Origin of the sequence: Rhizobium sp. SU303 (genome assembly GCF_021052345.1) — a bacterium.
GTDB classification, from domain to species: Bacteria; Pseudomonadota; Alphaproteobacteria; order Rhizobiales; family Rhizobiaceae; genus Rhizobium; species Rhizobium laguerreae.
The window spans coordinates 78,145-100,702 of record NZ_CP088095.1 but is presented as its reverse complement, the minus strand read 5'-3'; the positions used below and the strand labels follow the sequence as shown (position 1 = coordinate 100,702).

The following is a 22,558-nucleotide window of genomic DNA, read 5'->3' as shown; positions in this document are numbered from 1 at the left end:
GATATATCACATCAAGATGCGATGCCTAGAGAATTTCCGTTTTTTCCGAATCACGGAAATTCGCGATTCCGAAAGCAAAACCGCTGTGCGCTTTGCTTGAATTGCTCTGTGGAATTTTTACTGGCTTTCCGGCAGGCCGGCGCCGACGCTGTCGCCGACCGAACCGACGGTGTTGTTCATCGACTGGCCGAGACGCTTCAGCTGGGCGTCGTAGTTGCGCCGGGTGCGCGGATCGAAGATCGCAATCGGCGTGCTGACGGCAACACTGACAGCACTTCCGGCGGTCTGGGCAGCGCCCATCGCCACGGCGCCGACGGCCTCGCCGAGGCCGACATTGGAATCGGTGATCGTCTGGCCGGCAATCAGCCGGTCGCCGATCAGCTTTACCACCTCGGGGCTTTCGGCGAACTTGCCGTGGTTCAGCCGGTCGCCGCCCTTGAGCTTGGTGAGGTCGAGCACGGTGATACCGGCCGCCTCGAGCTTGCTGCGGTAGGGTTCGACGGAGGGATCGATCTGGCCGAGCCGGTCGACATTGCCCGAGATGCGCCGCGACAGCGCCAAAGCGCGATCGTCCTGCGAGACGAAGATGGTGAAGTGCGGCCTTTCCTTGCCGAGGCTTGCGAACTGGCGGCCGAAGACATCGACATCGAGATCCGGCGAGGCAAGGATGACATTGTTGATCTTCGGAGCGACGTGGCCATTGCGGATCGCCATCTGCCTGAGCGCTTCGACCGTCAGCCACGTGCCCATCGAATGGGCCATGATGGTGATGTCGCTGACAGCCGGATTGGCGGCGGTGCGGGTCAGCAGCTCCTCCAGCGCGTCGCGGGAATAGTTGGTGCTTTCCTTGTCGTAATTATAATCGAAGATGCTGCCGCGCGACGGCCAGGTGAAGACGACGGGGGCAACGTCGGCATGTGAATCGTGGACGATCTGCGCAAAGCGGTAGACGGCGTCCTCATAACGATTGTTGAAGCCGTGGACGAAGACCAGTACCCGGCGGCTCTTCGGCATATGGGTCTTCAGCCAGGTTTCGCCGGCCCGCTCGCCTTCCAGCGGATCGACGGAGACGGTGACGAAATCGCGTAGCGGATCGGCCGGCAGGCGGCTTGGCCATTGCACCTGGCCGGCCTTGCGATTGGCTTCCGGCGGGATCGAGACGTCGACGGCATTGACGGCGAGCCCGGTGCCGCGCTCGCCGGAGAAAAGCACGGCGGGATTGTCATCGGCGGCGCGCGTCGTCGCGACGAGCAGGTCGACCTTGGAGGTGCCGGGGGCAGCGGTGCCGGCCGCCTGCATGACACCGACCGGCCTGCCGCCGCAGCCGGCGAGCGCCATCGTTGCAATCAGAAGACCTGTCAGAGCCGCGGGCAAGCCGCGTCTTTTGCCGATCATGACCAAACTCCAATCGGTTCACCCACCGGACAGGCGGCGCCCGTCCAAATAGTCCGACGAGGCTTGCCGAGTCAAACCGCGGGAGATGGACAAGAGCAATCCCCTGCGAAAACCGCTGCGCGCTTTTGCTGGAATTGCGCCTGAAACTTTCGGCTATCCCCGGCGTTTTGCCCGATCAGGTTCAATCGATGGATCAGGGTGATGAAATTGCTCGGGATCACATGCTTATCGATGATGCTGATGCCTTCGCTCGGCTCGACGGAGACGCTCGGCGAGGCCGATATCCGCCGCGACATCATCGGCAAGACGGTCTACCTCTCCACGCCGCTCGGCGGTGAACTGCCGCTGATCTTCCGCTCGTCCGGCAAGGTCGACGGCAACGGCCAGGCGATCGGCCTCGGCCGCTATGTCAAACCCAGCGATACCGGCCAATGGTGGATCGACGCCAACCGCCTCTGCCAGAAATTCCAGAGCTGGAACAAGGGCAAGCCGATGTGCTTCGAACTCGAACGCGCCGGCGCCAACACGATTAAATGGACACGGGACAACGGCAAAACCGGCGTTGCCCGGATCGGCAATTGATCGCTTTCGACTGGAGAAATTGGGGAAAAGAAAAAAGCCCGACGCGGGAGGAGGTGCGCCGGGCTCTTGATCCTGACTGACAACTGGGAGGAGGAGTGTTGTCAGTCCGATGTAAGAGCGCTGGGAGGAGGAGTGCGCTGCTTACGAAGATAGTAATAGCCAATTCTTTTGATTCGGAATAGCGAAAATACCGCAATGCAGCAATGCGCTGAGCGCAATGCTTGCCTCCAAAACGGCACACCACCGCCTCATTTTGCAGCATGTTTGACCGGATGGTCAAAATTATGCCGAAAATTGCGGCCTCTCTGCTCCGGACATGCCGTGACCTCTCGATTCCCTCTTCTCCCCTCGGGGAGAAGGTGGCCCGAAGGGTCGGATGAGAATCTGTGTTGGTTGTCAAGGCGGATTTGGTGTCCAGATGCGATCGTGAGCTAGGAGGCAGTTTGCCAAGACGAGCAGCTTGCGCATGATGGCGACCAGGATGACCTTGGCTGGTTTTCCTGCGGCTTTGAGCGTGTCTGCGAAACGAGCCAGGGCGGGATTGTATCGACGGGCCGACAAGGCGGCCATGTAGAGCGCGCGCCGGGGTGCTGGCCTGCCGGCGCGGATGGAACGACGTCCGGTTCGGGCACCGCTGTCGTTGGCGATTGGTGCAAGCCCTGCCAGCATGGCGGCCTGCTTGCCCGAACAACTGCCCAACTCGTCTATGCCGGCCATCAATGCCAGGGCCGTGACGCGGCCGATGCCGGGGATGGAGGTGAGGATCTCGGCCTTGCGGCAGAGCTGCGGGTCCTCGCCGACACATCGTTCGATCTCTTTGTCGAGACGTTCGACATGCTGTTCCAGCCGACGCACGAGGCGGTTGAGTTCGCCGCGCAGAAGGGCGGTGGTGGCAGTCTTGCTGCGGTTCTGCAGGGCGGTGATGTCGCATTTGGCTGCCGATCGTGCATTGACCAGCTCCTGCAAGGCCTCGATGTGAGGACTTGGCGGCGTGTCGGCCGGCGGGCGCAGGCTCTCGGCCAGGAGCGCCAGGAAACGGGCATCGAGACGGTCGGTCTTGGCGAGATAGCCGCAGGCGCGGGCAAACATGCGGGCGCGCAGCGGATCGACCACGGCGACGGCAAAGCCATCGAGCCAAAGCGAGCGATGGGCGGGGCGATGGAACTTGCCGGTTGCCTCCATCACGATGCTTTTGGGCTGATGCCTGGCCAGCAGCCGTTTCAGCTGGCGGATGCCGGTCTTGTCATTGCTAAACCGCCGGCTTTCGCCCAGCGGATGCAGATGAACATCAAGCCACTCTTTACTCACGTCCACACCGGCATAAACTACCGGCATCGCGTCTTCTTGGAACGAAACCTTGCCTTGCATGCGGGACTTGCTCCCCATCATCTGTTCAGGACAAACGCGAGGACGGCCGGACCAATCTCATCCCCGGTTCAAGCCAAGGGGCCTGCGGTCCCGGCCGTCCGCACTCCGGCGGATGGCCATCCGCCGGAGTGCGCACCGATCATCCAACAATCAGCGCTAATTGAACATGCAAGGGGGCCGGCGATGCCGGTCTTTCCAACAACGCTCATACGGGCTTCCACCGTGCCGGCATTGTCTCGATCGTGTTCAGGGCGGGGCACGGTGTTATCGTCGGGGTTGCGGGATAGGTTAATACGGGAGGACGTGCCGTGTGGCCCCCTCATCCGCCTGCCGGCACCTTCTCCCCAAGGGGAGAAGAGGATATGCCGCAACCTTTCCATTCCTCGCCACCTCTCGCATGGCACGTCCCCTCGTCCTGTTTTCACGGGGGTCCCGAGGACGGGGGCGAGACAAGCGGCTCGACCCCGGTCAGCGGCAGCGTTCACAGCAAATCAAGCAGCCTTGAATACCTTGCTGCCCTCGGCGTCGAGGGCGGAGAATTCCTCGTTAGAGAGGGTGATGTCGACGGCCGCGACGTTTTCCTCGAGATGCTTGACCTTGGAGGTGCCGGGGATCGGCAGCATGACCGGGCTGCGCTTGAGCACCCAGGCGAGTGCGATCTGGCTGGGTGCTGCATTGTGCTTTTTGGAGATGGTATCGAGCAGTGAGCCGGGCTTGGCGAGGTCGCCGGCGGCCAGCGGATACCACGGGATGAAGCCGATATTGTGCTTGGCGCAATAGTCGAGCACGTCCTCGCTGGTGCGGTCGACGAGATTGTAGCGGTTCTGGACGGTCGCGACCTTGAAATGCTTCAAGGCGGCCTCGATATCGGCAACGGACACTTCGCTCAGACCCGCATGGCGGATGAGGCCGGTATCGAGCAGCGATTTGATCGCATCGAACTGTTCCTTGGCCGGCACCTTCTGATCGATCCTATGCAGCTGCCAGAGATCGATCTGCTCGACGCCGAGATTGCGCAGGCTCTTATGCGCCTGCTGGATCAGATATTCCGGACGTCCCACCGGCAGCCAGATATCGGGGCCGTGGCGGGTCAGGCCGCCCTTGGTGGCGATGACAGACTTGCCGCCATAGGGATGCAGGGCTTCCTTGATCAGCCATTCGGAGACATCGGGGCCGTAGGAATCGGCCGTATCGATGAAGTTGACGCCGAGTTCCGGCAGGCGCTTCAGCGTACGGATGGATTCGGCATGATCGGAAGGCTCGCCCCAGATGCCCTTGCCGGTGACGCGCATGGCGCCGAAACCGAGGCGGTTGATCTCGATATCGCCGCCGATCTTGAAGGTGCCTGACTTTGCCGCGTTGTATTGGGCTGCGTTGTGACTGGACATGGTCTTTCCTCTCTTATCAATCAATCATTGAAATCGGTGGAACGGTCGGAGGCGGTTGAACAGCGGCGGCACGGATGCCGAGGCTTTCTAAGATGCCTTCGAGCGCGAATGTCTGCCCTGATCGAAAGCGATGCCCGCCATGGTGATGATCCGCCCATAGCGGGGATCATCAGAATGTGGCCGCTGCGACGCTTGCAGATATAGGACGGTCCCGTTCCGATAACAGGGCCCGATGACAGGGATGCGCGGAAACATCGATATAGAACCGACGCATCGGAAGTGCACACGGAGGTGCAGGCGGCCTCGCGTCAACGCCTGGTCTTGGCCTCGTCGCCGAATTCCGCCAGCATCTTCCAAAGGTCGGCGAAAATCTCCCGGGCGAAATCCTGCGGCGAAGCACTTGGCGGGCGCTGCTGCCAGAGCTCAGCCCCGACGCGCAGCGCACCGATGACGATGGCCGCGAGGATGCGCATGCGGGGCCGCTCAAGCGGATCACCTTGCTTGCGCAAAAACAGCGCCTCGGCGAGCTTCTGTTCGAGCTTGGCGTATTTCAGCTGGTCGCGGGCCTTCAGCACCGGCGTGCGGTGGATGAGTTCGCCAAGCGCCAGGCCAGGCTCGTCAACCGAGGCGATGACGGTTGCGGTGATTGCCGCCTCGACCGCCGCGACCGAGGGTTCTGCCGCCGGCCTTGCGGCGATTGCTGCCATCAGGCGATCGGCGAAGGCGTCCTGCCAGGCGAAGACAACCTCTTCCTTGGACGGGAAATAATCGAAGAAACTGCGCTTGGAGACATCGGCCGCCTCGGTGATGTCCTCGATCGTCGTGGCCTCGAAGCCGCGCTGCAGGAAGAGGGTCATCGCCGCCTGCTCGATGCGCTCGCGCGTCTGCCGCCGTTTGCGTTCCCGCCTGCCTTCCGTCGTTTCCGTCCGCTTGTTCTCAGCCATTCCGGCCCGGCATCATCGTTCAGCCGCCGGTTTCGTTGGAAAAGGCGGCGACGTCGTCTATTTCAGCCGCGCTCTGGCGATAACTGAAGCGCTCGCGCGACAGTTCCAGCGGCTTGCGGCGCGAAATCCGGTAGACGGAGGCCGGCGGCAGGTTGCGCACCGTGCCGCCGATGCGCACTGCCTTCAGACCGAGACGGTCGAGGATAGGCCGCGGCACCGGGCAGCGCGGGCCATAGGTGAACTGGTAGACGGCGCCGCCCGGACGCATATAGGTGAAGGCGCCGGCCAGGATCGAGGCGATCTTGCGCGGCGACATGGACAAAAGCGGCAGGCCGCTGACAACCGCGCCGACCGGTTCGCCTTCGAAGATATCGGCATGGGCGAGATGGGCGGCATCCATCTGCAACACTCGCGCCGTCGGAAAACGCGCCTGCAGCGATGTGATGAACTCCGGACCGTACTCGATCAGGGTCAGATCCTCTTCGCTGACCCCGCGCGCCAGCAGTGCCCGGGTGAAGACGCCGGTTCCCGGGCCGAGCTCGATGATCGGCCCGTCGAGTGCGGCAATTTCACTGGTCATGATCCTGGCAAGCGAATCCCCCGACGGCGCGATGGCCGCGACCCGAAGCGGATTGCTGACCCAGGAGCGGAAAAAATGCAGGAAATCGGAGCATGCGGCCTTTGCAGTCATGACTATCCCACCTGTCTGAAATTCGATTGATTATGAAAAGCGACCATCGCGGCGAGCATGGCAATTCCAAGGCAGAGGCGTCAATCGCTCGTCGCTGCGGCTTTTCGCAACATCCGTGCCACCAGCTTGCTTGATTATGTACCTATTGCATTTTTGCATTCGATGCAACATCGTACGAACGGCAATTGGGGAAGACATGCCGTATCCGGCTGACGAGGCCGAGGGAGGGCGCCGACGGATGAGTGAGGTCTGCCAGCAAACTGAGGGCGGCTCTGAGGCCGCCCTTCAACTCAGACGGGGCCGCTCGCGGTTGCGAACGGCCGAGCGTCTCGTCAGTAGTTGCAGCTGGAGCCGCTCCCCGGGTTGAAGCCGAGCTTGCAATCCCTCTTGAGGGGCTTCTTCGGGTTCATCATGTAGGGCGTCATCGGACCTGAGGTTTCCGAGGCGCGCTCGCCGATCGAACCGGTCGTGCGTCGGTCGTGCTCAACCGTGGTTTCTTGCTGGGCAACCGGACGCTCGGCTGCACCCTGTTCTGTCGCGCTCGACTGAAGGGGAGCTGCCGTGGCCGAGACGGCCGAAAGGCCGAGGATTGCGCCGAAGGCAGCGGCCATCAGGCCGTTCTTGAAAGTCGTGGTCATAATCGTCTCCTTGGGAGGATTCGTGGAATTTACGCCCCGGAGTTAGGAAGGCGATCTGTCACATACTACGGTGCCAAAGCAGAGGTCACGGACATGTGAGCGGCGGCCCGATCGAGAAAAAGGCGGCTCATCGCCACCTCTTTCATTTGCCGGCTCAATAGCCGTTGTCACAGGGCATGCTGCCGGGACCGATCGATCCGGAAAACGTAGGGTTGCACATTTCCGGAGCTGCCGGCCTGTTCACCGGCGCGCGGACGATGGAGCCCGTGGTGCCGGCCTCGACGCCGAAGGCGGCAAGCGGATACCAGTAACCATCGGAGTGGCGGCGGGTGCCGGGGCGCTCCGTGCGAAAGCCCTGATAGCCGTGCCAGGTGCCGGCATGTGATTTATATTGCACCATTTTTACATCCGAGACAGCGGGCGGGCGAGCCGTCTGAACGGGTGCTGCCTGCGCAGGGATGATCGACGTGAGGGCGAGAAGGGCGCCGAGTGCGGCGGTGGAAGGGGTGAGACTGAACATCTTCATGATAAACCCTCCTTACTGGATTTATCTCGAGGGAATGCCTTTCCCACGCGCGGAGTTCCGCCGCTATATGCAACTTCCAAAACTCGTGATTGCAGGCGATCCGGCGTGACTAAATCGCCGAAAAACGTGAAAAGTCGCGATCAGGAAAGGGCTCGAACAGCGCTTGTGACGAAACGTGAATTCTCTGTTCTCAATTCGCGTATAATGTCCGGTAACCCTGGCCGGAGAGGCAAGCGACATATTGGCGATGGGCGGCAGCGCGCGCTATCGTTTCGGCCTCAAGCTCATCGGCCTGAGCATATCCGGTCAGCTGGGCGCGCAGCTGATACTGCTTCCTCGCCTCGTCATACATGGCGTTGCCGTCGGTCATGCAAAGGCCGTGCGCAACGACCGGCGGATTGACCGGCACGCCGACCGCCAGGAGCACGGGATCATTGGCATGGTCGATGCAGCCGCCAAGGGCCGTCATCATCGCCATGACAGCCAGAGCCCGAAAAATTCCCACCGCCATGCATTCCTCCGGCTGAAGCGCCTTAAAGATCATCAGACCTGCGGATACATCAGGAAGGTTGCGCGAAACTAGGCTATGGGCTTGTCTGCCATTCCGGCCGGACGCGCCCCTTGACTAGTCATGTTGAAATATTGCTAAAATATTATATTAATGCTTACTTGTAGTCGTAAACGCTAATCTTTCGGGAGGGAAAGATTATGGCTTCGCCGTGGGTAAACGACGCGCTCTCGCACGCACAATCAGCATTTTCCAGCAAGACTGATACAAATATCCTTGAGGTCGGGGGCGGCTCCCGCACGCATATCCCCTTGAAAGGTGCGCGATATACCGTTGTCGACATCTCCAAGGAGCAACTCGAAAAGAACCAGGACGCCGCTGAGAGGATCCTCGGCGATGCTCAAACCATCGACTATGGAGATCGTCACTTCGACGCCTGCGTCTTCTGGGACGTCCTCGAACATTTGGAAAGCCCGCGCGCTGCCTTGTTGAGAGCCCATGATACCCTGTCTCCCGGTGGTCTGGTGTTCGTCAAGGGTCCGATCCTGAATTCAGCCAAAGGGATCTTCACCGACCTGACGCCCTGGTGGACCCACGTCTTGTTCTACCGCTACGTTCTCAGGCAGAAAAACGCCGGAAAGCCGGGCTATGCCCCATTCCGTGTCGAGCACGCCGCAGAGGCATCCCATTCGGAGATTGCCGGGACATTGAAAGACCTCGGCATGGATGTCGTCTTTGTCGGCGAATATGTGTCGACGCAGGTGCATGCGCTCAAGGATAGAATTCCCCCGCTTTATTGGCTCTATGAAGCTTTCGGTCTTCTGCTTCGCACGACCTCGGCCGGGAAGATCGGGGGTCGGGAGACAGAGTTCCTGATCGTGGCCAAGTGCCTCCGACAGTAACTCCACCAGAATCTATATAGCACTTCGGAATCCCGAAGCGGGGGGATTTCGGGATTCCGAAGTGGGGATTTTTTCTTCCTGCCGACGCGCCCGCGTTTGTCGGCGGCAATCTTGCGGTCGGTCTCTGACCATTTCCGGCACCTTTCCGCCGTGCATCGCTTCCACTCGTCGGTGGGTGGCGCACCTTCATGGTCACCGACAAAAGTCAGCGTGAACCGGTTGGGATGCGCGACACCGCTGCCCGCCCGGCCGCGGCGAACTTTTATCAGCCCCTTATATTCGAGCTCATCGATCGCATCGGCCACATATTCGCCGGTCACGCCGTAAGACACGAACTGAGGATGGGTCACGATCAGCTTGCCGTTTTCCAAGGCAGCGTGCGACGTGTGCTCGATGACGATGCGGAAGAAGGCGCGGCAGGCGTTCGCACTCAGGGTCGTGAAGGCCGCAGATTCCAGCAACTGAATGGTGAACCATTGCCAGCGAAGGCTGCCGTCGTCCGCCGCGCCCGGCGGAGCGGTATGCTTGCGCACCATCGCCCGAGTCTTTCCCTGACTGGTTCGGCTTTTGTCGCGAGGGTTGAATTCCGCCATCAGCCCCTCGCCTCAGACCCATTGCGGGAACCCTGATCACACCGTGCGCGACGGCCAGGGCTCGTTGACGCGATCACATCGCCGATAGAGAAAAACTTGCTCGACATCCGCCAGTCCAAGGTTGCAATTGCGGATAAGCTAACGCAAGAACGGCCCGTCGACTAGGAAAATATTCTTAGGTTGCATCTTTATGTCACCCGATCCCTTCTGCTAGATTTTCGGCAATGATTCACGCAGTGGAGCGCGATACCGAATGAAAACTTGAATCAGTTTCGCGCAAGACGATTATCGCATCGCCGGCACTACCCATTCTCTTCATCAGCAAATAAGCTCGCGGCCGGCGACCGGAAGGCGCCGCATAAGCTTCAATGTTCAGGGCCCTGTCAGCATGACATCATTGTACTGGAAAAGTTTTGCCTCAGCTTGCCTGTGCGTCACGCTCTCCCATCCGGCATGGTCCGCCGGCGGCATCGAGATCCCGGGCTACGCGCCAGCGATGGGCGTCGAGCGCAGCTACCGCGTTCAAAAAGCAACCGAAACCGATATGTCATTCTGGTTCGACAAGCCAGGCGCCTCGGCCATGACGATGCGCGGCGCGTTTCGCCAGCGTATGACGGTCCTGTCGCGGGATGAAGACGGCATGCGGGTCCGCTGGTCTCTCAGCGCCGATTTGCCGGAAGGCCTTGCGGGCCTTGCCGACAGCTATCAGATGAACCTGCTCTATCGGAATTCCCTCACGGCCTATGGCACCGCTTCGCTCGAACTCGAAGCCGACCTGAACGGCAACCCGCGCGATCTCTCCGGTGTCGATCAGATCGTGGCACACATGCGGGCGATAGCGGCCAGTGGACCGGGTGGAGTTCCCGCGGCACCACAAAGCGGGGTCTATGACATCATCGCCAAGCTGGAGGCAAACCCTCTTCAGATTGTTGCCGCCTTGGTGCCGGAGGCGCAACTGCTTGCCACAGGGCAATCCTATCAGGCAGAGACTATGGAGATTGGTCAGGCCTCAGCGACGTCGAGGGACGAAGATTATGACGGCGTTAGTGTTCCGGTGACATCGACCTGGACCCTGGAATCCACCGACGCGACCGCACGCACGGCAACCCTTTCCCTGTCGGAGGAAGCCGACGCCGCAGCGTTCAGCCAGTCGCAGCAGCCGGCGATCGCAAATTTGATCACGGGCTTTGCCGAGCGGGCAAAGAACCTCACGGCCGATCAGCTGGCTTCCCTCAAACGCGCCAGCAAGCGCCGCAGCGTCGAGCTCGTGGTGTCCCTGAACGATGGCTCGACACTCGAAGCGTCGGAGATCGTAACCGTTGAGGCAGGAGGGACGAGGTTGCGCACATATACCCACATCCAACGCGAGGATATGCCGGCCAGCTTGCAGCTTACAGGCGTGCTGACAGCAAAAGACTTGCAGACGCCCGATTTGCATATCGAGCCGCTACCATCAGCCAAGGCCGGGCCGGGCATCCTGGATGAGCTCTCGACACCGCCTGCTCCACCAACGGCATCGCAAGAAGCTGCCGTTGCTGCAAACAATGACGCGGCCAAGGCGATTGCGCCTGTCTCGCTTGAGGTGAAGAGTGCGGAGGTAAGCCTGTCCCCCGTGTCCTACGACCACGGCCTGAATATCGTGCTCACCCCGGAAAGCGCCGCCACATTCCGCGATTTCACGCAGGCGGTATTGGGACGACAAACGCAGATGCTGATCAACGACAAGGTCGTCATGGAACCCTGGATGAGGGAGCCGATCACGGATGGTCGCATCGTTCTGGCGGGAACGGATAAGAAAGATTTGGAAGCGCTGGCGGAACAGTTGAGGGGTCCCGGGGCCAAGATTCTCGTCCGGTTACGCCCATGATGGCGCCAGCTGCCGCGCGCTGGCGAGCTGCCCCTCCTTCATTTTAGCCGCCGGCTCCATCGCCAACGGACTTCAGTCCTATGGTTCAGAAATCAGAAGGACCAGAATTCCATTACGCGCTGCGGCACTGATCGCCCCGGAGATCCGCCGCAGTGGCCCACGCGCAATGAGCGTCTCTTGCGGAGGGGAGTTTCCGGGACCCGGATCGATAAAGGCCGAACACTGGTGATCCAGATCGAGCATCGCCATGAATGATGTGGCGACAATCGTTTCACCGCAGGCGGCGCATCGGAGAATGTAGGAACCGCGGTGGACGATCGATTCCGTTTTGTCCAATCCGCACGACGGGCAGGCCAACATATTGTTCATTGCTTCACCCCAGTCTGAGCACGCGGCTTATGAGGCAGCCGCCAGAATGATGGCGATCGCGAGCAGCAAGGGACCCATCCACTTGAAGTGGCGAACCAACGGCGGCCGGTTGGCCGGCTTGCCGGGAAACGGCAGATAACCAAAGCCCACGGATGTCATCCACAGGCCGGCGCAAAACATGATGATTTCATCGATATAGGCTGCGATCATGACTTTCCTGCCTTCAGATCGGCGCTGCGATATCTCCGTCTCCGCGTCCGATGCCACTCATCCTACCCATCAGTACGGCCGGACGGAAGAGAAGAGTGGATCTGAGAGATTAAACTTTGGGTAGCATAATTACCTCGAATCCCCTAGTCATTCGAACTCGTACACACGAATCCGCTAGAGCCACTTTTCTCAGGAATATTCCATGCACAACGCCAAATTCATTCGCTACGCCGCCTTCTCTGCGTGCGTCGCTTTTGCGACATTTCAGGCCGGGCAGGTTCTGGCCGATTCGGCCGATGACAAGTTCTTTGACGCAGCCCTTTGCAAGCCACCCTATACGATGACATCGGCAATGAAGATCTATGATGTCGTGGAAGCTCTGGCCAAGCCGGACACATCATCCTTGGGCGCGGCGATCTACAAACTCCCGAACCAGATAGGCCGCGACGGCTTTAAGTCGACCGAGATTTTCTTTGCAAGTAACGCTGTTGGCGTCCTGATCGAGGGCGAACGCGCCGACGATCTGGCCGCGAAATATGGTTTGAAGCCGGAGACCTCGGACCTGCTGGGCACATCCACCAAGGGCTATTCGCTTGAACTTCCTGCAGACCTGCAGCCAGAACCCGGAATGGCCGGCCCCGGAAGGGTCTCCATCGTTGCCCGCCAGGGAGACGCTTTGCCCGGCAAAACCTTGCTGGCGTGTGAATTCGTGCAGGAATTCTAGGAGGCTCCGCATAAGCGCGCAAAGCGGCGGCACGAAACCCTTTTCGAAAAGCACATCCCAGCAGTTCGCTGACCGAGAAAGGCATCTCGTTCATACTGCGCCTCGCCACGCCGGATGAATCGCCCTATGTGTGCAGGCTGCAACGGCAGAGAGCACGCAGCGGAGGTCCTGAGATCATGCAAACCATTTGGAAGAAGCCGGTGACGGTCGCCCTTGAAGGCCCGGATCAGTGGGTGGTGATCCAGACGACCCAGGCTGCAACATGGGCGTTGATTGAGGACTGGCCGACCGAAGAAGGCCCCGCCTTGGATAGGGCCTGCGCGGTTTGCGCGGATGTGATGTCGGGAAAACGAAACCGGGAAGAGGCGCGACAGGCGTTCATCGACGCTGCAATCGAAGCCGGAATCCCGATTAAGGAGTAAGCCACGACCCGTGCGGCGCCTATTTGGCGCTGGACGGCGAGCGGTCATCTCGGCTCGCCATCCAGCGTGATGACGCAGAGATTATACGCAATCAGCCATCATAATGGCCAGACAATGCTGCCTCCGCAGACTTGACAACCACGGCCAGATTGAAGCCCTTCGTCACAAGTGAAGGTCGGTCACCGCTTTCAGCCAGCCCGACTTGGGAGACGGAAGAGGCACGACCGTGCCGGCGTGCAGATCAGCGACCCAGAGATCATGTCGCCTTCGGTCCACGAACTTCTAAAACCGCGACGCTGACAGCAACGTCAAGCCGTCTCCGGGGCTTTGGCTCTCGCCAGGTCTTGCAGGAACTCTTCCATCAAGGGTTCGTCGCCGAACCGGCGATAAGCCCTTTCCGCTTCCAGCGAGAATGCCGGATGGGCTTCAACAAGGCTCGCCATGGTAGCCTGCGCCTTTTCAAGCTCTCCGCTTCCACCCTGCAACGCGGCTTGGATGAGAAGGCAATTCGCGTCGCGGGGCGCTCTGACAAGGCACTCGCTGATGACCGTGGCCGCCTCTTCGCGGCGGCCATCGGCATAAAGCGCCTGACCATGCACGTAGGCATAGTATTCCGGTGCCATGGGGTGCAGTCGGCGCGCCCGCTCCGCATTGGCGACAGCGTCCCGATAGTCTCCGAACCGGACCTGCGCTTTGGCCAGCGCAATCATGCTGTCGGGATCGTTGGGGTTCAGTTCGACCGCACGCTGCGCCGCCCGAAGTCCGCCGGAATAGTCCGCCTGCAGCGCAAGTCCAAAACTGATTACCTGATATCCAAAACCGAGATTGGGATCGAGCCGCACGGCCTGCCGCGCCTCACTGAGACCCAGATCCAGTTCGGGCGCGGCGGCCTGACCGCCGGGCCTTTGCGCCACTTCGCCGATGTAGGTCAACGCAAGGCCTGCGCGGGCTGCGGCATAAGCCGGGTCCATTTCTAGGGCGCGCTGATACAGGCCGCGGGCATCGAGAATAGCGTTCTGGTCAGCGGCGCCGTGCCGGTAACGGTCGCGGGCCTGCAAGACGAGATCATAGGCCTGCAGACTATCCGTCGGCCGCAGCGCCGCCGCTGCCGCTTCGCTTCGGCCGATATAGGGCGCGAGTTGCGCGACGATTTCCGTGGTGAGCTCGCTCTGGACGGTGAAAACGTCAGCAACCTTCTTGTCGAAGCTGCGCGACCATAAGTGCGCCCCCGTGCCTACATCAATAAGCTGCGCCGAAACGCGGAGCTGGTCGCCTTCTCGGCGCGCGCTGCCTTCAACCACGTAATCAACGCCAAGCTTTGCCGCGAGCTTACGTACATCCGTCTCCTGACCGCGCACGGCATAGGTGGAATCGCGGGCGATGACCTGAAGCTCGGGATTACGAGCGAGCGCCGTGGTCACGTCCTCGGTCAGACCGTCTGCAAAGTAAGGCTGGTTATCGCTGCCGCTCATGGTTGCGAACGGCATGACGGCAATCGAGGGTCTGGGGTCTCCACGGGTCTGGTCCAGAGAAAGTGCAGCCGGGATGCCGCTCACCATCGCTGCCAGCGGAAGAGGTGAAATCTGGGTACCGATGAGAATGAGAGCGATGGCAGCAACGCCATAAGACCAGCGCGCAGCGCTGCCGCGCAGGATATGTGGCACCTGCCGCCAGATCGACCAGGGAGAGCCCGCCCGCCTTACGCGGTACACTTCAAGCAGCTCGGGAATATTCTTGGCGCGCCTGCGGCCGACTCGAGCGAACAGATCGCCGCGGTTGCGCTCGGCGGCCATCACCACAGCGCCGCTGACGAATATCTGGCCGGGTTCGGTCATGGCCTCAAGCCGGGCCGCGACGTTCACCCCATCCCCATAGACATCACCATTATCCTCGATGACATCACCGAGGTTGATGCCGATACGCAGCTTGAAGGGCCCGTCGTCAAAACCTTGCTGGATGGCAAGTGCCGCATCAACGGCCGCGTTGACGCTCGGGAACATCGCAAGGAAGCCGTCACCCGTCGTTTTGAAAGTGGTTCCGCCATGGCGGGCGACAGTCGGGTCGATCAGGTGGTCAAAAACGGTGCGCAGCTCCGCATAGGTGGAAGACTCGTCCTCAGCCATCAGCCGGCTATAGCCGACGATATCAGCAGCCATGATTGCCGCGAGCTTGCGTTGCATTTCAGTCTCCCAACGGAGTGGCTTGATACACGGCCGTCACTGCTAACAATTGGTGTGCAGCGATCATTCAGACTAGTCCTGCAATTCGGGAAGCGGTAATCAATACAGCTCATAAATGCGTGAATATTGAGACCGTCAATTCGCGGTCCGCCGGCCCCGACTTCGCCTGGAGCGGTCCCGTCGCCTCATCGATGAGGGCGACGGCATAACGCAAGGGCCGATACCTTTCCGCCGCGCCTACTTCGCTCCGTTATCAATCAGGTCGAAGTCGATGACGATGGAATCCGCATCCTCGGAAGGCGGGACGTTCTGGAGCGTTTGGTGATGAGCGGAGCGGCTGCGGCAGGAGTGCCCCGCTTTATATGGAAATGGCGCACCCGAAGAGATTCGAACTCCTGACCCCCAGATTCGTAGTCTGGTGCTCTATCCAGCTGAGCTACGGGTGCGTGCAAAATGCGGCGGTGCCGCTTGCGTGGCGATCCTCTAAAACGTCCTTCGGGACAATGCAAGAGCATTTCTGAAAAAATCGCGTCTTTGTCTGCCCGAAGCCGCGCCTTGCGAAACCCCGTCACTTTTCAATATGCGTCCGGCTGCGGTAATCCTCCAGCGAAACCGGGCGGTCGGGGATCTCGATGCGGAACTGCGTGCCGACCGTCGGTTTTTCCACCAGCGCGATCGTGCCGCCATGGGCGAGCACCAGCTCGCGGGCGATGGTGAGGCCGAGGCCGGTGCCGCCGGAGCGGGCGGAGCCGCGGAAGGCGGCAAAAAGGTTCTGGCGCGCCTTTAGCGGCATGCCGGGGCCGGTATCATCCACCGTGATGCTGACGACGCTGCCGACGCGCTGGGCGGAGACGGTGATGCGCCTGACGGAACCCAGGCCGCCCTCGCCCGGCGACGTCAGCGCCTGCAGCGCGTTGCGGCAGAGATTGTGGATGACGCGGAAAAGCTGCTCGCTATCGGCATCGACCTCAAGCTCGGCGCCGATCTGCTCTGCGAATTCGATGCCGCTTTGCGGATCGATCGCCAGCATGTCCTTGACGTCCTGGGTCAGTTCCAACAGGCGGATATGGCGGCGGCGTGGCGCGGATTCGCTCGCCTTCCCGTAGGACAGCACCTCGGTGGTATAACCGACGGCGCGGTCGATGGTGCGCAGCAGCTTCGGGGCGAAGCTTTTCACCATCGGGTCGTCGACATCGACCAGCCGGTCCGACATCAGTTGCGCCGACGCCAGGATATTGCGCATGTCGTGATTGATCTTGGAGACGGCAAGGCCGAGAGCGGCCAGGTTCTTCTGCTGCTTCAGCGTCTTCTGCAGCTCCATCTGCATCGAGGTGAGATTGCGGCCGGCGACCGCCAGTTCGTCGCGGCCGCCGTCGCCGATATAGATATGGGCGGGGTTCTCGGGATCGGAGGAGAATTGCTGCATGCTGCCGGTCAGCCGGCGAATCGGGCCGATGAGGATGCGGTTGATCGCAAAGAAGATCAGCGTCGCCGTGAACAGCGAGATCAGCACCGACAGCAACAGGACGTTGCGGGAATAGGCGAACATCGCCGTGCGCAGCTGCCGGTCCTTCATCACCACCTCGACGCCGGTGTTGGTGTCACCGACGGGGCCGTAGACGCGGATTATCCTGCTGCCGCCGAGGATCAAGGTGTCGAGTGCGTCGCGTATCGCCGTCACCGGCGGCACGTCAGTGAGATCATAGGCTTCATCGACGGAGGCCGGCATATCGGTCGTCGCCAAGAGCCGCGAAGTGCCCTCCTTGCGCAGCACGATCGCCTTGGTGCCGGTCGCTTCCAGCGTCTCCTTCTGCAGCGCCCGCGGCAGCTCGACGGGCTGCAGCCCATCGATGACGATGGCGGCGGCAGCGGCGGTGTTCAGCCTGTCCTGCAGCCAGCGCAACCGCATGCTGGCGACCGATGGAAAGAAGATCAGGATTTCGGCGAGCATGATAAAGACGACGGTGAGCCAGAGCAGCTTGCCGGAGAGGCCGCCGAACATGCGGGCAGACGGGCACGGCGCCCTTGCGGCCTCGCCGGCCGCCGGGATTTCCGCCGAAGGATTGTCGCCCTGGTCTCTTGTCGGCATTCTCGTCTCGCCCGATCGGCAGCACCCAGGCCGCCCCTACCGTTGAGCTCTATATTAGACCAAGATGCTCCGCTTTCAAATCTTTGCGAGCAGCGTCACGTCGTCACAAAGAAACGCCGCCCGAGAGGAGGAAGGCCCCTCCCCAACCCCTCCCCCTTGTGGGGAGGAGTCTTTGCCCGGCGCGGACCGGGCAGAAAAAACTAACGCCGCCCGGAGGCGGCGTTAAAAGGCGCGTGATCAGTAAAGCTTAGAACTCTTCCCAGCTCTGCTCGGCTGCGGCCGCGTTGCCGCCGAAGGCGCGGGCGACTTTGGCGATCGCGCGGCGGGCGGGCGAAGCGACCGGCCTTTGCGGCTCGTTGCGAACGAGCGCCACAGGTGCCGGCGCATCATCCGACAGCTTGAAGCGGGCAATGAGGCGCACCAGGCCACCGGCTTCGGCCGAAAGCCTGTGCGTGGCGGCGGAGGTTTCTTCCACCATCGCAGCATTCTGCTGGGTCACCTGGTCCATCTGGTTGACGGCGGTATTGACCTCCTTGAGGCCGGTCGACTGCTCGGTCGCAGCTGTCGCGATCGAATGGATATGGTCGTTGATGGCAATGACGCGGGTGCCGATTTCGGCCAGCGCCTCGCCGGTCGCCTGGACGAGCTTGACGCCGACCTGCACCTCGTTGCCGGATTTGGTGATCAGCGCCTTGATGTCCTTGGCAGCCGTTGCCGAACGCTGGGCCAATTCCCGCACCTCCTGCGCCACCACCGCGAATCCCTTTCCGGCATCGCCGGCGCGGGCCGCCTCGACGCCGGCATTCAGCGCAAGCAAGTTGGTCTGGAAGGCGATCTCATCGATGACGTTGATGATCTGGCTGATTTCGCGTGAGGCCTGTTCGATGCGGCCCATCGCCTCGACGGCATTGCGCACGACGACGCCGGAGCGGCCAGCATTCTCCTTGGCTTCGGATACCATGATGGTGGCCTCATGCGCCCGCTCGGTGGAATTCTGGACGACGGCGGTGATCTCGTCGAGTGCTGCCGAGGTCTCTTCGAGGGCGGCCGCCTGCTGCTCGGTGCGCTTCGACAGGTCGTCGCTGGCATTGCGCAGCTCGGCGGTGTTGCCGTTCATCGCTTCCGTCGTCTCGCGCACTTCGCGCATCGTCGCCTGCAGCGTAACGAAGGTATTGTTGACGTTCTGCTGCAGCTCGGCGAAGGCGCCCTGAAAGTTGCCGCTCATCGTCTGGGTGAGGTCGCCTTCGGCAAGGCTTGCGATGACGCGGCGGGTCTCGCCGATGCCGGCATCGACGCTCGCCAGCAGCGTATTGATGTTGCCGGCGAACTGGTTGAGGTTGTCGTCCTCGTAATCCTTGCTGATGCGGTGGCCGAAATCGCCGGCCGCAGCCGCCGCCACGACGACGGACATGCTCGACTGCAAGTCGTCGCTCTTGGCGCGCATCGCCGCCTCCTGGGCATTCAGGCGCTTGACGGCGAGGCCGTTCGCCTTGAAGACCGCAACCGCTGCGGCCATCTCGCCGATTTCATCCGGACGGCCGGCAAAGGGGACCTCGGCGTCGAAATTGCCGTCGGCGACTTCCTTGATCGCATGGGTGACGCGCTTGATCGGGCGGCTGAGATGGCTGGTGCCGATATAGAAGCCCATGCCGATGCCGACCGCGATGCCGATGCCGGTGATGCTGAGCACGAGCATCAGCACCCAGGAGCGGAAGCTCTCGATCTCGGCGTTGACGGTCTCCAGCGCTGCCTTGTCGATGGCGACGACGGCATCGATTTCCGCCTGGAACGCCTTGCGGTTGGCGCGGTTGGCCTCGTTGTTGCCTTGTTGGCTTGCGGCCTCGGGGCCGACTTCCGTGCCTAGGCGGGCCGTTTCCGCGCGGAAGGTGCGGAATTCCGCGGCGCGGGCGACAAGCTTGGCAAAATCGTCCTTCTCATCCTCGGGAACGAGCGGCGCCCAGCCGGAGATGACCTTGTCGATCTCATCGAGCCCGGCCAGCAAGCCCTTGGCGAAATTCGGCGTATCCTTGATCGTTTTGGCGGCATAGATGCCGCGCGATTCCATGACAACGGCCGTGACGAAACGATTGAGGCGTTCGCCGGCATAGGCACGGCTGGCGGCATGCTCATAAGCCGTCAGGTTGCGACTGTATTCGTGCATGGCGGACAATGCCGTTGCACCGATCAGAAGTGCCACCGCGCCCATCACGCAAACCAGCAGATTAATTTTGCCCCGGATCTTCAATGCAATGCTCCTAGCTACGCCACTGGCTGGAAAGCAAATTCCAGTCGATGCGTTGAATATCGGCGAAATTGATTAAAGTTAGATTTCTAGAATTTACGATTATGGCTTCGGAAATTATCCGTGCCGAATGTCTTCGGGATGCTAAACGCTTGAAAAGCTGAGTGATCTATCCGTCACGGCGCAAAACTACAACCGTTCAGGGCAACCCGCATTTCTTAACACCAGAGTGCGAATTTACTTTCGAGGCCGGCAGCACATAGCGAAATTATCCGGCATAATTGACTTTTACGGGCTTCATCCTTATAAGCCCGCGCACGTCCGGTCACTTTAGGCCTTTCATGGCCCGCCCGTTCGTAAAATAACGCTCCTTGCATTATGCAAATTCAAGAAGGGCCGCACTCCGCGGTGTTTAAAATAAATGAAGCGTACCTACCAACCATCCAAGCTTGTTCGCAAGCGTCGCCACGGTTTCCGTGCGCGCATGTCCACGAAGGGTGGCCGCAAGGTCATCGCAGCCCGCCGCGCGCAGGGCCGCAATCGTCTGTCGGCGTAAGCCGGGTTGCCCGGTAAGAGATGGCGGGCGAATTGACGATCAGTGAGAAGAAACACACTGTCGGGCGGCTGAAGAGCCGCCCGCAGTTTCTTGCCGCGCGCGAGGGCGAAAAACGCCGGGGCGGCTTCTTCCTTCTCGAAGTCCTCGACCGGAAGGAACCCGACAGCCAGGCACGCGTCGGTTTTACTGTCACCAAAAAACATGGCAACGCGGTCGAACGGAACCGTATGCGCCGCCGCCTGAAAGAGGCGGTGCGGCTTCATGCGGGGTTTGCAATGCAGCCCGGACACGACTATGTGGTTGTCGCGCGCAGGGACGTGCTTGACGCGTCCTTCCAGGAATTGGCCGCGGAACTGAAATCCCGCGTGGAAACCAGGCCGAAACACCGGCGCTCCGGAGACGGACGCCCCAGGAACGTATGATGGAAAACAACCGCAATTATTTCATTGCGATCGCTCTCTCGGTGCTGATCGTCCTCGGCTGGCAGTTTCTCTATATGAATCCGCGCATCGAGGCCCAGCGCAAGGCGCAGGAAGCCCAGAAGGCGCAGCAACAGACCGAGCAGGTGCAGCAGCCGGCAGCCGGCGGCGAGACGCCGGCCCAGCCGAGCGGTACGGCCCCTTCCGGCCAGGCAGCCGCGACAGCGACGCTCGAGCAGGCGCTGACAAAGACCCCGCGCGTCGCCATCGATACGCCGGCACTTTCCGGCTCTATCAACCTTGCCGGCGCCCGCCTCGACGATCTGAAGCTCAAGGGTTATCACGAGACGGTCGACGACTCGAGCCCGATCATCACGCTGTTCAGCCCGGCCGAGACCAAGGACGGCTATTTCACCGAACTCGGCTATATCGGCAGCGACGCGACAGGCGCCGTTCCGGGTGCCTCGACGCTCTGGACCGCTCCCGAGGGCGCCAAGCTCACCGAAAAGACGCCGGTGACGCTCTCCTACACCAATGACAAGGGCCTGACCTTCACCCGCACCATTTCCGTCGACGAACGCTACATGTTCACCGTCGCCGACAAGATCGAGAATACCGGCCAGGCGCCCGCATCGTTGTCTTCCTACGGCCGGGTGACGCGCTACAACAAGCCGACGACGCCCTCCGTCTACGTGCTGCATGAAGGCTTCATCGGCGTGATCGGCGACGGCCTGATCGAAACCAAATATAGCGCCGTCGAGGAGGAAGCCGTCACGCCGGCGAAATCCACCGGCGGCTGGCTTGGCATCACCGACAAATATTGGGCGGCGACGATCGTTCCGCCGCAAAGTGCGGCCTATGAGGCGCGCTTCTCCCACTTTGCCGATGGCCAGCCGCGCTATCAGGCCGATTACAAGGATGATGCCTTCACCGTTGCGCCGGGCCAATCGATCGAGCTCAAGAACCTCGTCTTTGCCGGCGCCAAGGAAGTGCCTGTTATCGACGGTTATGAGGCCAGCTACTCGATCCCGAAGTTCGACCGGCTGATCGACTGGGGCTGGTTCTATTTCATCACCAAGCCGATGTTCAAGCTGATGGACTTCTTCTTCCGCTACTTCGGCAATTTCGGCGTGGCGATCCTGTGCACGACCATCGTCGTCAAGCTCCTGTTCTTCCCGCTCGCCAGCAAGCAGTACGCTTCGATGGCGAACATGAAGCGCATGCAACCGAAGATGGAGGAGTTGAAGGCAAAATTCGGCGACGACCGCATGGGGCTGCAACAGGCGATGATGCAGCTCTACAAGGAAGAGAAGATCAATCCGATCGCCGGCTGCTGGCCGGTGGCGCTGCAGATCCCGATCTTCTTCTCGCTCTACAAGGTGATCTACATCACCATCGAAATGCGGCACGCACCCTTCTTCGGCTGGATCAAGGACCTTTCGGCGCCCGATCCGACGACAATCGTCAATCTGTTCGGCCTCCTGCCTTTCGAGGGGCCGGCGCTGCTGCACCTCGGCGTCTGGCCGCTGATCATGGGCATCACCATGTTCGTGCAGATGCGCATGAACCCGACGCCGCCCGATCCCACACAGGCGATGATCTTCAACTGGATGCCGCTGGTGTTCATGTTCATGCTGGCCAGCTTCCCGGCCGGCCTGGTCATCTACTGGGCCTGGAACAACACGCTCTCGGTGGCCCAGCAGGGGCTGATCATGAAGCGCCACGGCGTCAAGGTTGAACTCTTCGACAATCTGAAGGGTCTGTTCCGACGAAAAGAAGTACCGTCGAAATGACGCTTGCCAAGCCCCGCTCCGGCGGGGCTTTTCATTTCCGGGCGGCGGACGAAGGAAACAAGGCATGCCGCGCAGGCGCCTGAAAAGCTTGACATCCGCCCGCAAAACCATGAAGCCCGGTAAAAGACCCAACCCAGAGATTGCAGAACCCG

Annotated in this window: 21 protein-coding genes, 1 tRNA gene and 2 pseudogenes; 8 read left to right on the top strand and 16 right to left on the bottom strand. The window is 61.0% G+C overall.

From position 1 onward, the window contains the following. Nucleotides 1-117: 117 nt before the first annotated feature. Nucleotides 118-1,395, bottom strand: coding sequence for an alpha/beta hydrolase (locus RlegSU303_RS00525; RefSeq protein WP_017958782.1), 1,278 nt, complete (start codon nt 1,393-1,395; stop codon nt 118-120). A 201-nt stretch (nt 1,396-1,596) separates the two neighbouring features. Here RlegSU303_RS00525 and RlegSU303_RS00520 point away from each other — a divergent pair, with 201 nt between their 5' ends. Next, nucleotides 1,597-1,977, top strand: a complete 381-nt coding sequence (locus RlegSU303_RS00520) for a hypothetical protein (protein WP_131619497.1) — start codon at nt 1,597-1,599, stop codon at nt 1,975-1,977. Between the two features lie 396 nt (nt 1,978-2,373). Here the strand turns inward: RlegSU303_RS00520 and RlegSU303_RS00515 are convergent, their stop codons facing one another. The 7 genes from RlegSU303_RS00515 to RlegSU303_RS00485 all read right to left on the bottom strand — a co-directional run bounded on the left by RlegSU303_RS00515 (nt 2,374) and on the right by RlegSU303_RS00485 (nt 8,043). Next, nucleotides 2,374-3,345: an IS110 family transposase gene (locus RlegSU303_RS00515; protein WP_017957967.1), complete on the bottom strand. Its 972-nt coding sequence runs from the start codon at nt 3,343-3,345 to the stop codon at nt 2,374-2,376. 491 nt (nt 3,346-3,836) lie between these two features. Then, complete coding sequence (locus RlegSU303_RS00510) at nt 3,837-4,733, bottom strand: aldo/keto reductase (RefSeq protein ID WP_231283349.1); 897 nt, start codon at nt 4,731-4,733, stop codon at nt 3,837-3,839. Nucleotides 4,734-5,041: 308 nt separating this feature from the next. After that, the gene (locus tag RlegSU303_RS00505; protein ID WP_231283348.1) at nt 5,042-5,677 is read right to left on the bottom strand and encodes a TetR family transcriptional regulator; all 636 of its coding nucleotides are present in this window, start codon (nt 5,675-5,677) and stop codon (nt 5,042-5,044) included. Nucleotides 5,678-5,696: 19 nt separating this feature from the next. Further along, nucleotides 5,697-6,368 (bottom strand): class I SAM-dependent methyltransferase, encoded by a 672-nt coding sequence (locus RlegSU303_RS00500; protein ID WP_094086792.1) that lies wholly within the window; start codon nt 6,366-6,368, stop codon nt 5,697-5,699. A 332-nt stretch (nt 6,369-6,700) separates the two neighbouring features. Beyond that, nucleotides 6,701-7,006, bottom strand: coding sequence for a hypothetical protein (locus tag RlegSU303_RS00495; RefSeq protein WP_131719568.1), 306 nt, complete (start codon nt 7,004-7,006; stop codon nt 6,701-6,703). Between the two features lie 154 nt (nt 7,007-7,160). Further along, nucleotides 7,161-7,532: a cell surface protein gene (locus RlegSU303_RS00490; protein WP_163881582.1), complete on the bottom strand. Its 372-nt coding sequence runs from the start codon at nt 7,530-7,532 to the stop codon at nt 7,161-7,163. A gap of 190 nt (nt 7,533-7,722) precedes the next feature. Further along, nucleotides 7,723-8,043 carry a hypothetical protein gene (locus tag RlegSU303_RS00485; RefSeq protein WP_231283347.1) on the bottom strand — a complete coding sequence of 107 codons (321 nt, stop codon included), beginning with the start codon at nt 8,041-8,043 and terminating at the stop codon, nt 7,723-7,725. A gap of 197 nt (nt 8,044-8,240) precedes the next feature. Between RlegSU303_RS00485 and RlegSU303_RS00480 the strand changes: the two genes are divergently transcribed. Next, nucleotides 8,241-8,942 carry a class I SAM-dependent methyltransferase gene (locus RlegSU303_RS00480; protein ID WP_017958772.1) on the top strand — a complete coding sequence of 234 codons (702 nt, stop codon included), beginning with the start codon at nt 8,241-8,243 and terminating at the stop codon, nt 8,940-8,942. A gap of 20 nt (nt 8,943-8,962) precedes the next feature. Here RlegSU303_RS00480 and RlegSU303_RS00475 read toward each other — a convergent pair. Continuing rightward, a pseudogene (locus RlegSU303_RS00475) lies at nt 8,963-9,535 on the bottom strand (hypothetical protein); the annotation flags it as partial. 388 nt (nt 9,536-9,923) lie between these two features. Between RlegSU303_RS00475 and RlegSU303_RS00470 the strand changes: the two are divergent. Continuing rightward, nucleotides 9,924-11,402, top strand: a complete 1,479-nt coding sequence (locus tag RlegSU303_RS00470; RefSeq protein WP_151519114.1) for a hypothetical protein — start codon at nt 9,924-9,926, stop codon at nt 11,400-11,402. A 78-nt stretch (nt 11,403-11,480) separates the two neighbouring features. Here RlegSU303_RS00470 and RlegSU303_RS00465 read toward each other — a convergent pair whose 3' ends face one another. Both RlegSU303_RS00465 and RlegSU303_RS00460 read right to left on the bottom strand, forming a co-directional pair. Beyond that, nucleotides 11,481-11,771, bottom strand: coding sequence for a hypothetical protein (locus RlegSU303_RS00465; RefSeq protein ID WP_131707864.1), 291 nt, complete (start codon nt 11,769-11,771; stop codon nt 11,481-11,483). A 27-nt stretch (nt 11,772-11,798) separates the two neighbouring features. Continuing rightward, nucleotides 11,799-11,981: a hypothetical protein gene (locus RlegSU303_RS00460; RefSeq protein ID WP_131639877.1), complete on the bottom strand. Its 183-nt coding sequence runs from the start codon at nt 11,979-11,981 to the stop codon at nt 11,799-11,801. Between the two features lie 202 nt (nt 11,982-12,183). On the opposite strand from RlegSU303_RS00460, the gene RlegSU303_RS00455 reads away from it, so the two are divergent. Together RlegSU303_RS00455 and RlegSU303_RS00450 are read left to right on the top strand one after the other, a co-directional pair. Beyond that, nucleotides 12,184-12,705 (top strand): hypothetical protein, encoded by a 522-nt coding sequence (locus RlegSU303_RS00455; protein ID WP_131707863.1) that lies wholly within the window; start codon nt 12,184-12,186, stop codon nt 12,703-12,705. Between the two features lie 176 nt (nt 12,706-12,881). Further along, nucleotides 12,882-13,127 carry a DUF982 domain-containing protein gene (locus tag RlegSU303_RS00450; protein WP_131627864.1) on the top strand — a complete coding sequence of 82 codons (246 nt, stop codon included), beginning with the start codon at nt 12,882-12,884 and terminating at the stop codon, nt 13,125-13,127. A gap of 91 nt (nt 13,128-13,218) precedes the next feature. Here the strand turns inward: RlegSU303_RS00450 and RlegSU303_RS34295 are convergent. The 5 genes and pseudogenes from RlegSU303_RS34295 to RlegSU303_RS00430 form a co-directional block, all read right to left on the bottom strand. Next, nucleotides 13,219-13,403, bottom strand: a pseudogene (locus RlegSU303_RS34295) (hypothetical protein). 32 nt (nt 13,404-13,435) lie between these two features. Continuing rightward, the gene (locus RlegSU303_RS00445) at nt 13,436-15,307 is read right to left on the bottom strand and encodes an adenylate/guanylate cyclase domain-containing protein (RefSeq protein WP_151519115.1); all 1,872 of its coding nucleotides are present in this window, start codon (nt 15,305-15,307) and stop codon (nt 13,436-13,438) included. A 369-nt stretch (nt 15,308-15,676) separates the two neighbouring features. Next, nucleotides 15,677-15,753 (bottom strand) — tRNA-Arg (locus RlegSU303_RS00440). A gap of 122 nt (nt 15,754-15,875) precedes the next feature. After that, nucleotides 15,876-17,396, bottom strand: a complete 1,521-nt coding sequence (locus RlegSU303_RS00435) for an ATP-binding protein (protein ID WP_231283345.1) — start codon at nt 17,394-17,396, stop codon at nt 15,876-15,878. 247 nt (nt 17,397-17,643) lie between these two features. Next, nucleotides 17,644-19,641 carry a methyl-accepting chemotaxis protein gene (locus tag RlegSU303_RS00430; protein ID WP_131619506.1) on the bottom strand — a complete coding sequence of 666 codons (1,998 nt, stop codon included), beginning with the start codon at nt 19,639-19,641 and terminating at the stop codon, nt 17,644-17,646. 418 nt (nt 19,642-20,059) lie between these two features. Here RlegSU303_RS00430 and rpmH point away from each other — a divergent pair, with 418 nt between their 5' ends. Genes rpmH through yidC form a run of 3 tightly spaced genes read left to right on the top strand, consistent with a single transcriptional unit; the run spans nt 20,060 to nt 22,406 of the window. Beyond that, nucleotides 20,060-20,194, top strand: coding sequence for a 50S ribosomal protein L34 (gene rpmH, locus RlegSU303_RS00425; protein ID WP_003545006.1), 135 nt, complete (start codon nt 20,060-20,062; stop codon nt 20,192-20,194). Between the two features lie 20 nt (nt 20,195-20,214). Continuing rightward, nucleotides 20,215-20,616, top strand: a complete 402-nt coding sequence (gene rnpA, locus RlegSU303_RS00420) for a ribonuclease P protein component (RefSeq protein ID WP_029873867.1) — start codon at nt 20,215-20,217, stop codon at nt 20,614-20,616. After that, nucleotides 20,616-22,406 carry a membrane protein insertase YidC gene (gene yidC, locus RlegSU303_RS00415; RefSeq protein WP_131619507.1) on the top strand — a complete coding sequence of 597 codons (1,791 nt, stop codon included), beginning with the start codon at nt 20,616-20,618 and terminating at the stop codon, nt 22,404-22,406. The genes rnpA and yidC overlap by 1 nt, the downstream gene beginning before the upstream one ends. The last annotated feature ends 152 nt before the right edge of the window (nt 22,407-22,558 follow it).

Excerpts from the sequence above, each read along its gene's own strand:
- RlegSU303_RS00525 (WP_017958782.1), bottom strand. The coding sequence starts at position 1,395 with ATGATCGGCAAAAGACGCGGCTTGCCCGCGGCTCTGACAGGTCTTCTG.
- RlegSU303_RS00520 (WP_131619497.1), top strand. The coding sequence starts at position 1,597 with ATGAAATTGCTCGGGATCACATGCTTATCGATGATGCTGATGCCTTCG.
- RlegSU303_RS00515 (WP_017957967.1), bottom strand. The coding sequence starts at position 3,345 with ATGCAAGGCAAGGTTTCGTTCCAAGAAGACGCGATGCCGGTAGTTTAT.
- RlegSU303_RS00510 (WP_231283349.1), bottom strand. The coding sequence starts at position 4,733 with ATGTCCAGTCACAACGCAGCCCAATACAACGCGGCAAAGTCAGGCACC.
- RlegSU303_RS00505 (WP_231283348.1), bottom strand. The coding sequence starts at position 5,677 with ATGGCTGAGAACAAGCGGACGGAAACGACGGAAGGCAGGCGGGAACGC.
- RlegSU303_RS00500 (WP_094086792.1), bottom strand. The coding sequence starts at position 6,368 with ATGACTGCAAAGGCCGCATGCTCCGATTTCCTGCATTTTTTCCGCTCC.
- RlegSU303_RS00495 (WP_131719568.1), bottom strand. The coding sequence starts at position 7,006 with ATGACCACGACTTTCAAGAACGGCCTGATGGCCGCTGCCTTCGGCGCA.
- RlegSU303_RS00490 (WP_163881582.1), bottom strand. The coding sequence starts at position 7,532 with ATGAAGATGTTCAGTCTCACCCCTTCCACCGCCGCACTCGGCGCCCTT.
- RlegSU303_RS00485 (WP_231283347.1), bottom strand. The coding sequence starts at position 8,043 with ATGGCGGTGGGAATTTTTCGGGCTCTGGCTGTCATGGCGATGATGACG.
- RlegSU303_RS00480 (WP_017958772.1), top strand. The coding sequence starts at position 8,241 with ATGGCTTCGCCGTGGGTAAACGACGCGCTCTCGCACGCACAATCAGCA.
- RlegSU303_RS00470 (WP_151519114.1), top strand. The coding sequence starts at position 9,924 with ATGACATCATTGTACTGGAAAAGTTTTGCCTCAGCTTGCCTGTGCGTC.
- RlegSU303_RS00465 (WP_131707864.1), bottom strand. The coding sequence starts at position 11,771 with ATGAACAATATGTTGGCCTGCCCGTCGTGCGGATTGGACAAAACGGAA.
- RlegSU303_RS00460 (WP_131639877.1), bottom strand. The coding sequence starts at position 11,981 with ATGATCGCAGCCTATATCGATGAAATCATCATGTTTTGCGCCGGCCTG.
- RlegSU303_RS00455 (WP_131707863.1), top strand. The coding sequence starts at position 12,184 with ATGCACAACGCCAAATTCATTCGCTACGCCGCCTTCTCTGCGTGCGTC.
- RlegSU303_RS00450 (WP_131627864.1), top strand. The coding sequence starts at position 12,882 with ATGCAAACCATTTGGAAGAAGCCGGTGACGGTCGCCCTTGAAGGCCCG.
- RlegSU303_RS00445 (WP_151519115.1), bottom strand. The coding sequence starts at position 15,307 with ATGCAACGCAAGCTCGCGGCAATCATGGCTGCTGATATCGTCGGCTAT.
- RlegSU303_RS00435 (WP_231283345.1), bottom strand. The coding sequence starts at position 17,396 with ATGCCGACAAGAGACCAGGGCGACAATCCTTCGGCGGAAATCCCGGCG.
- rpmH (WP_003545006.1), top strand. The coding sequence starts at position 20,060 with ATGAAGCGTACCTACCAACCATCCAAGCTTGTTCGCAAGCGTCGCCAC.
- rnpA (WP_029873867.1), top strand. The coding sequence starts at position 20,215 with ATGGCGGGCGAATTGACGATCAGTGAGAAGAAACACACTGTCGGGCGG.
- yidC (WP_131619507.1), top strand. The coding sequence starts at position 20,616 with ATGGAAAACAACCGCAATTATTTCATTGCGATCGCTCTCTCGGTGCTG.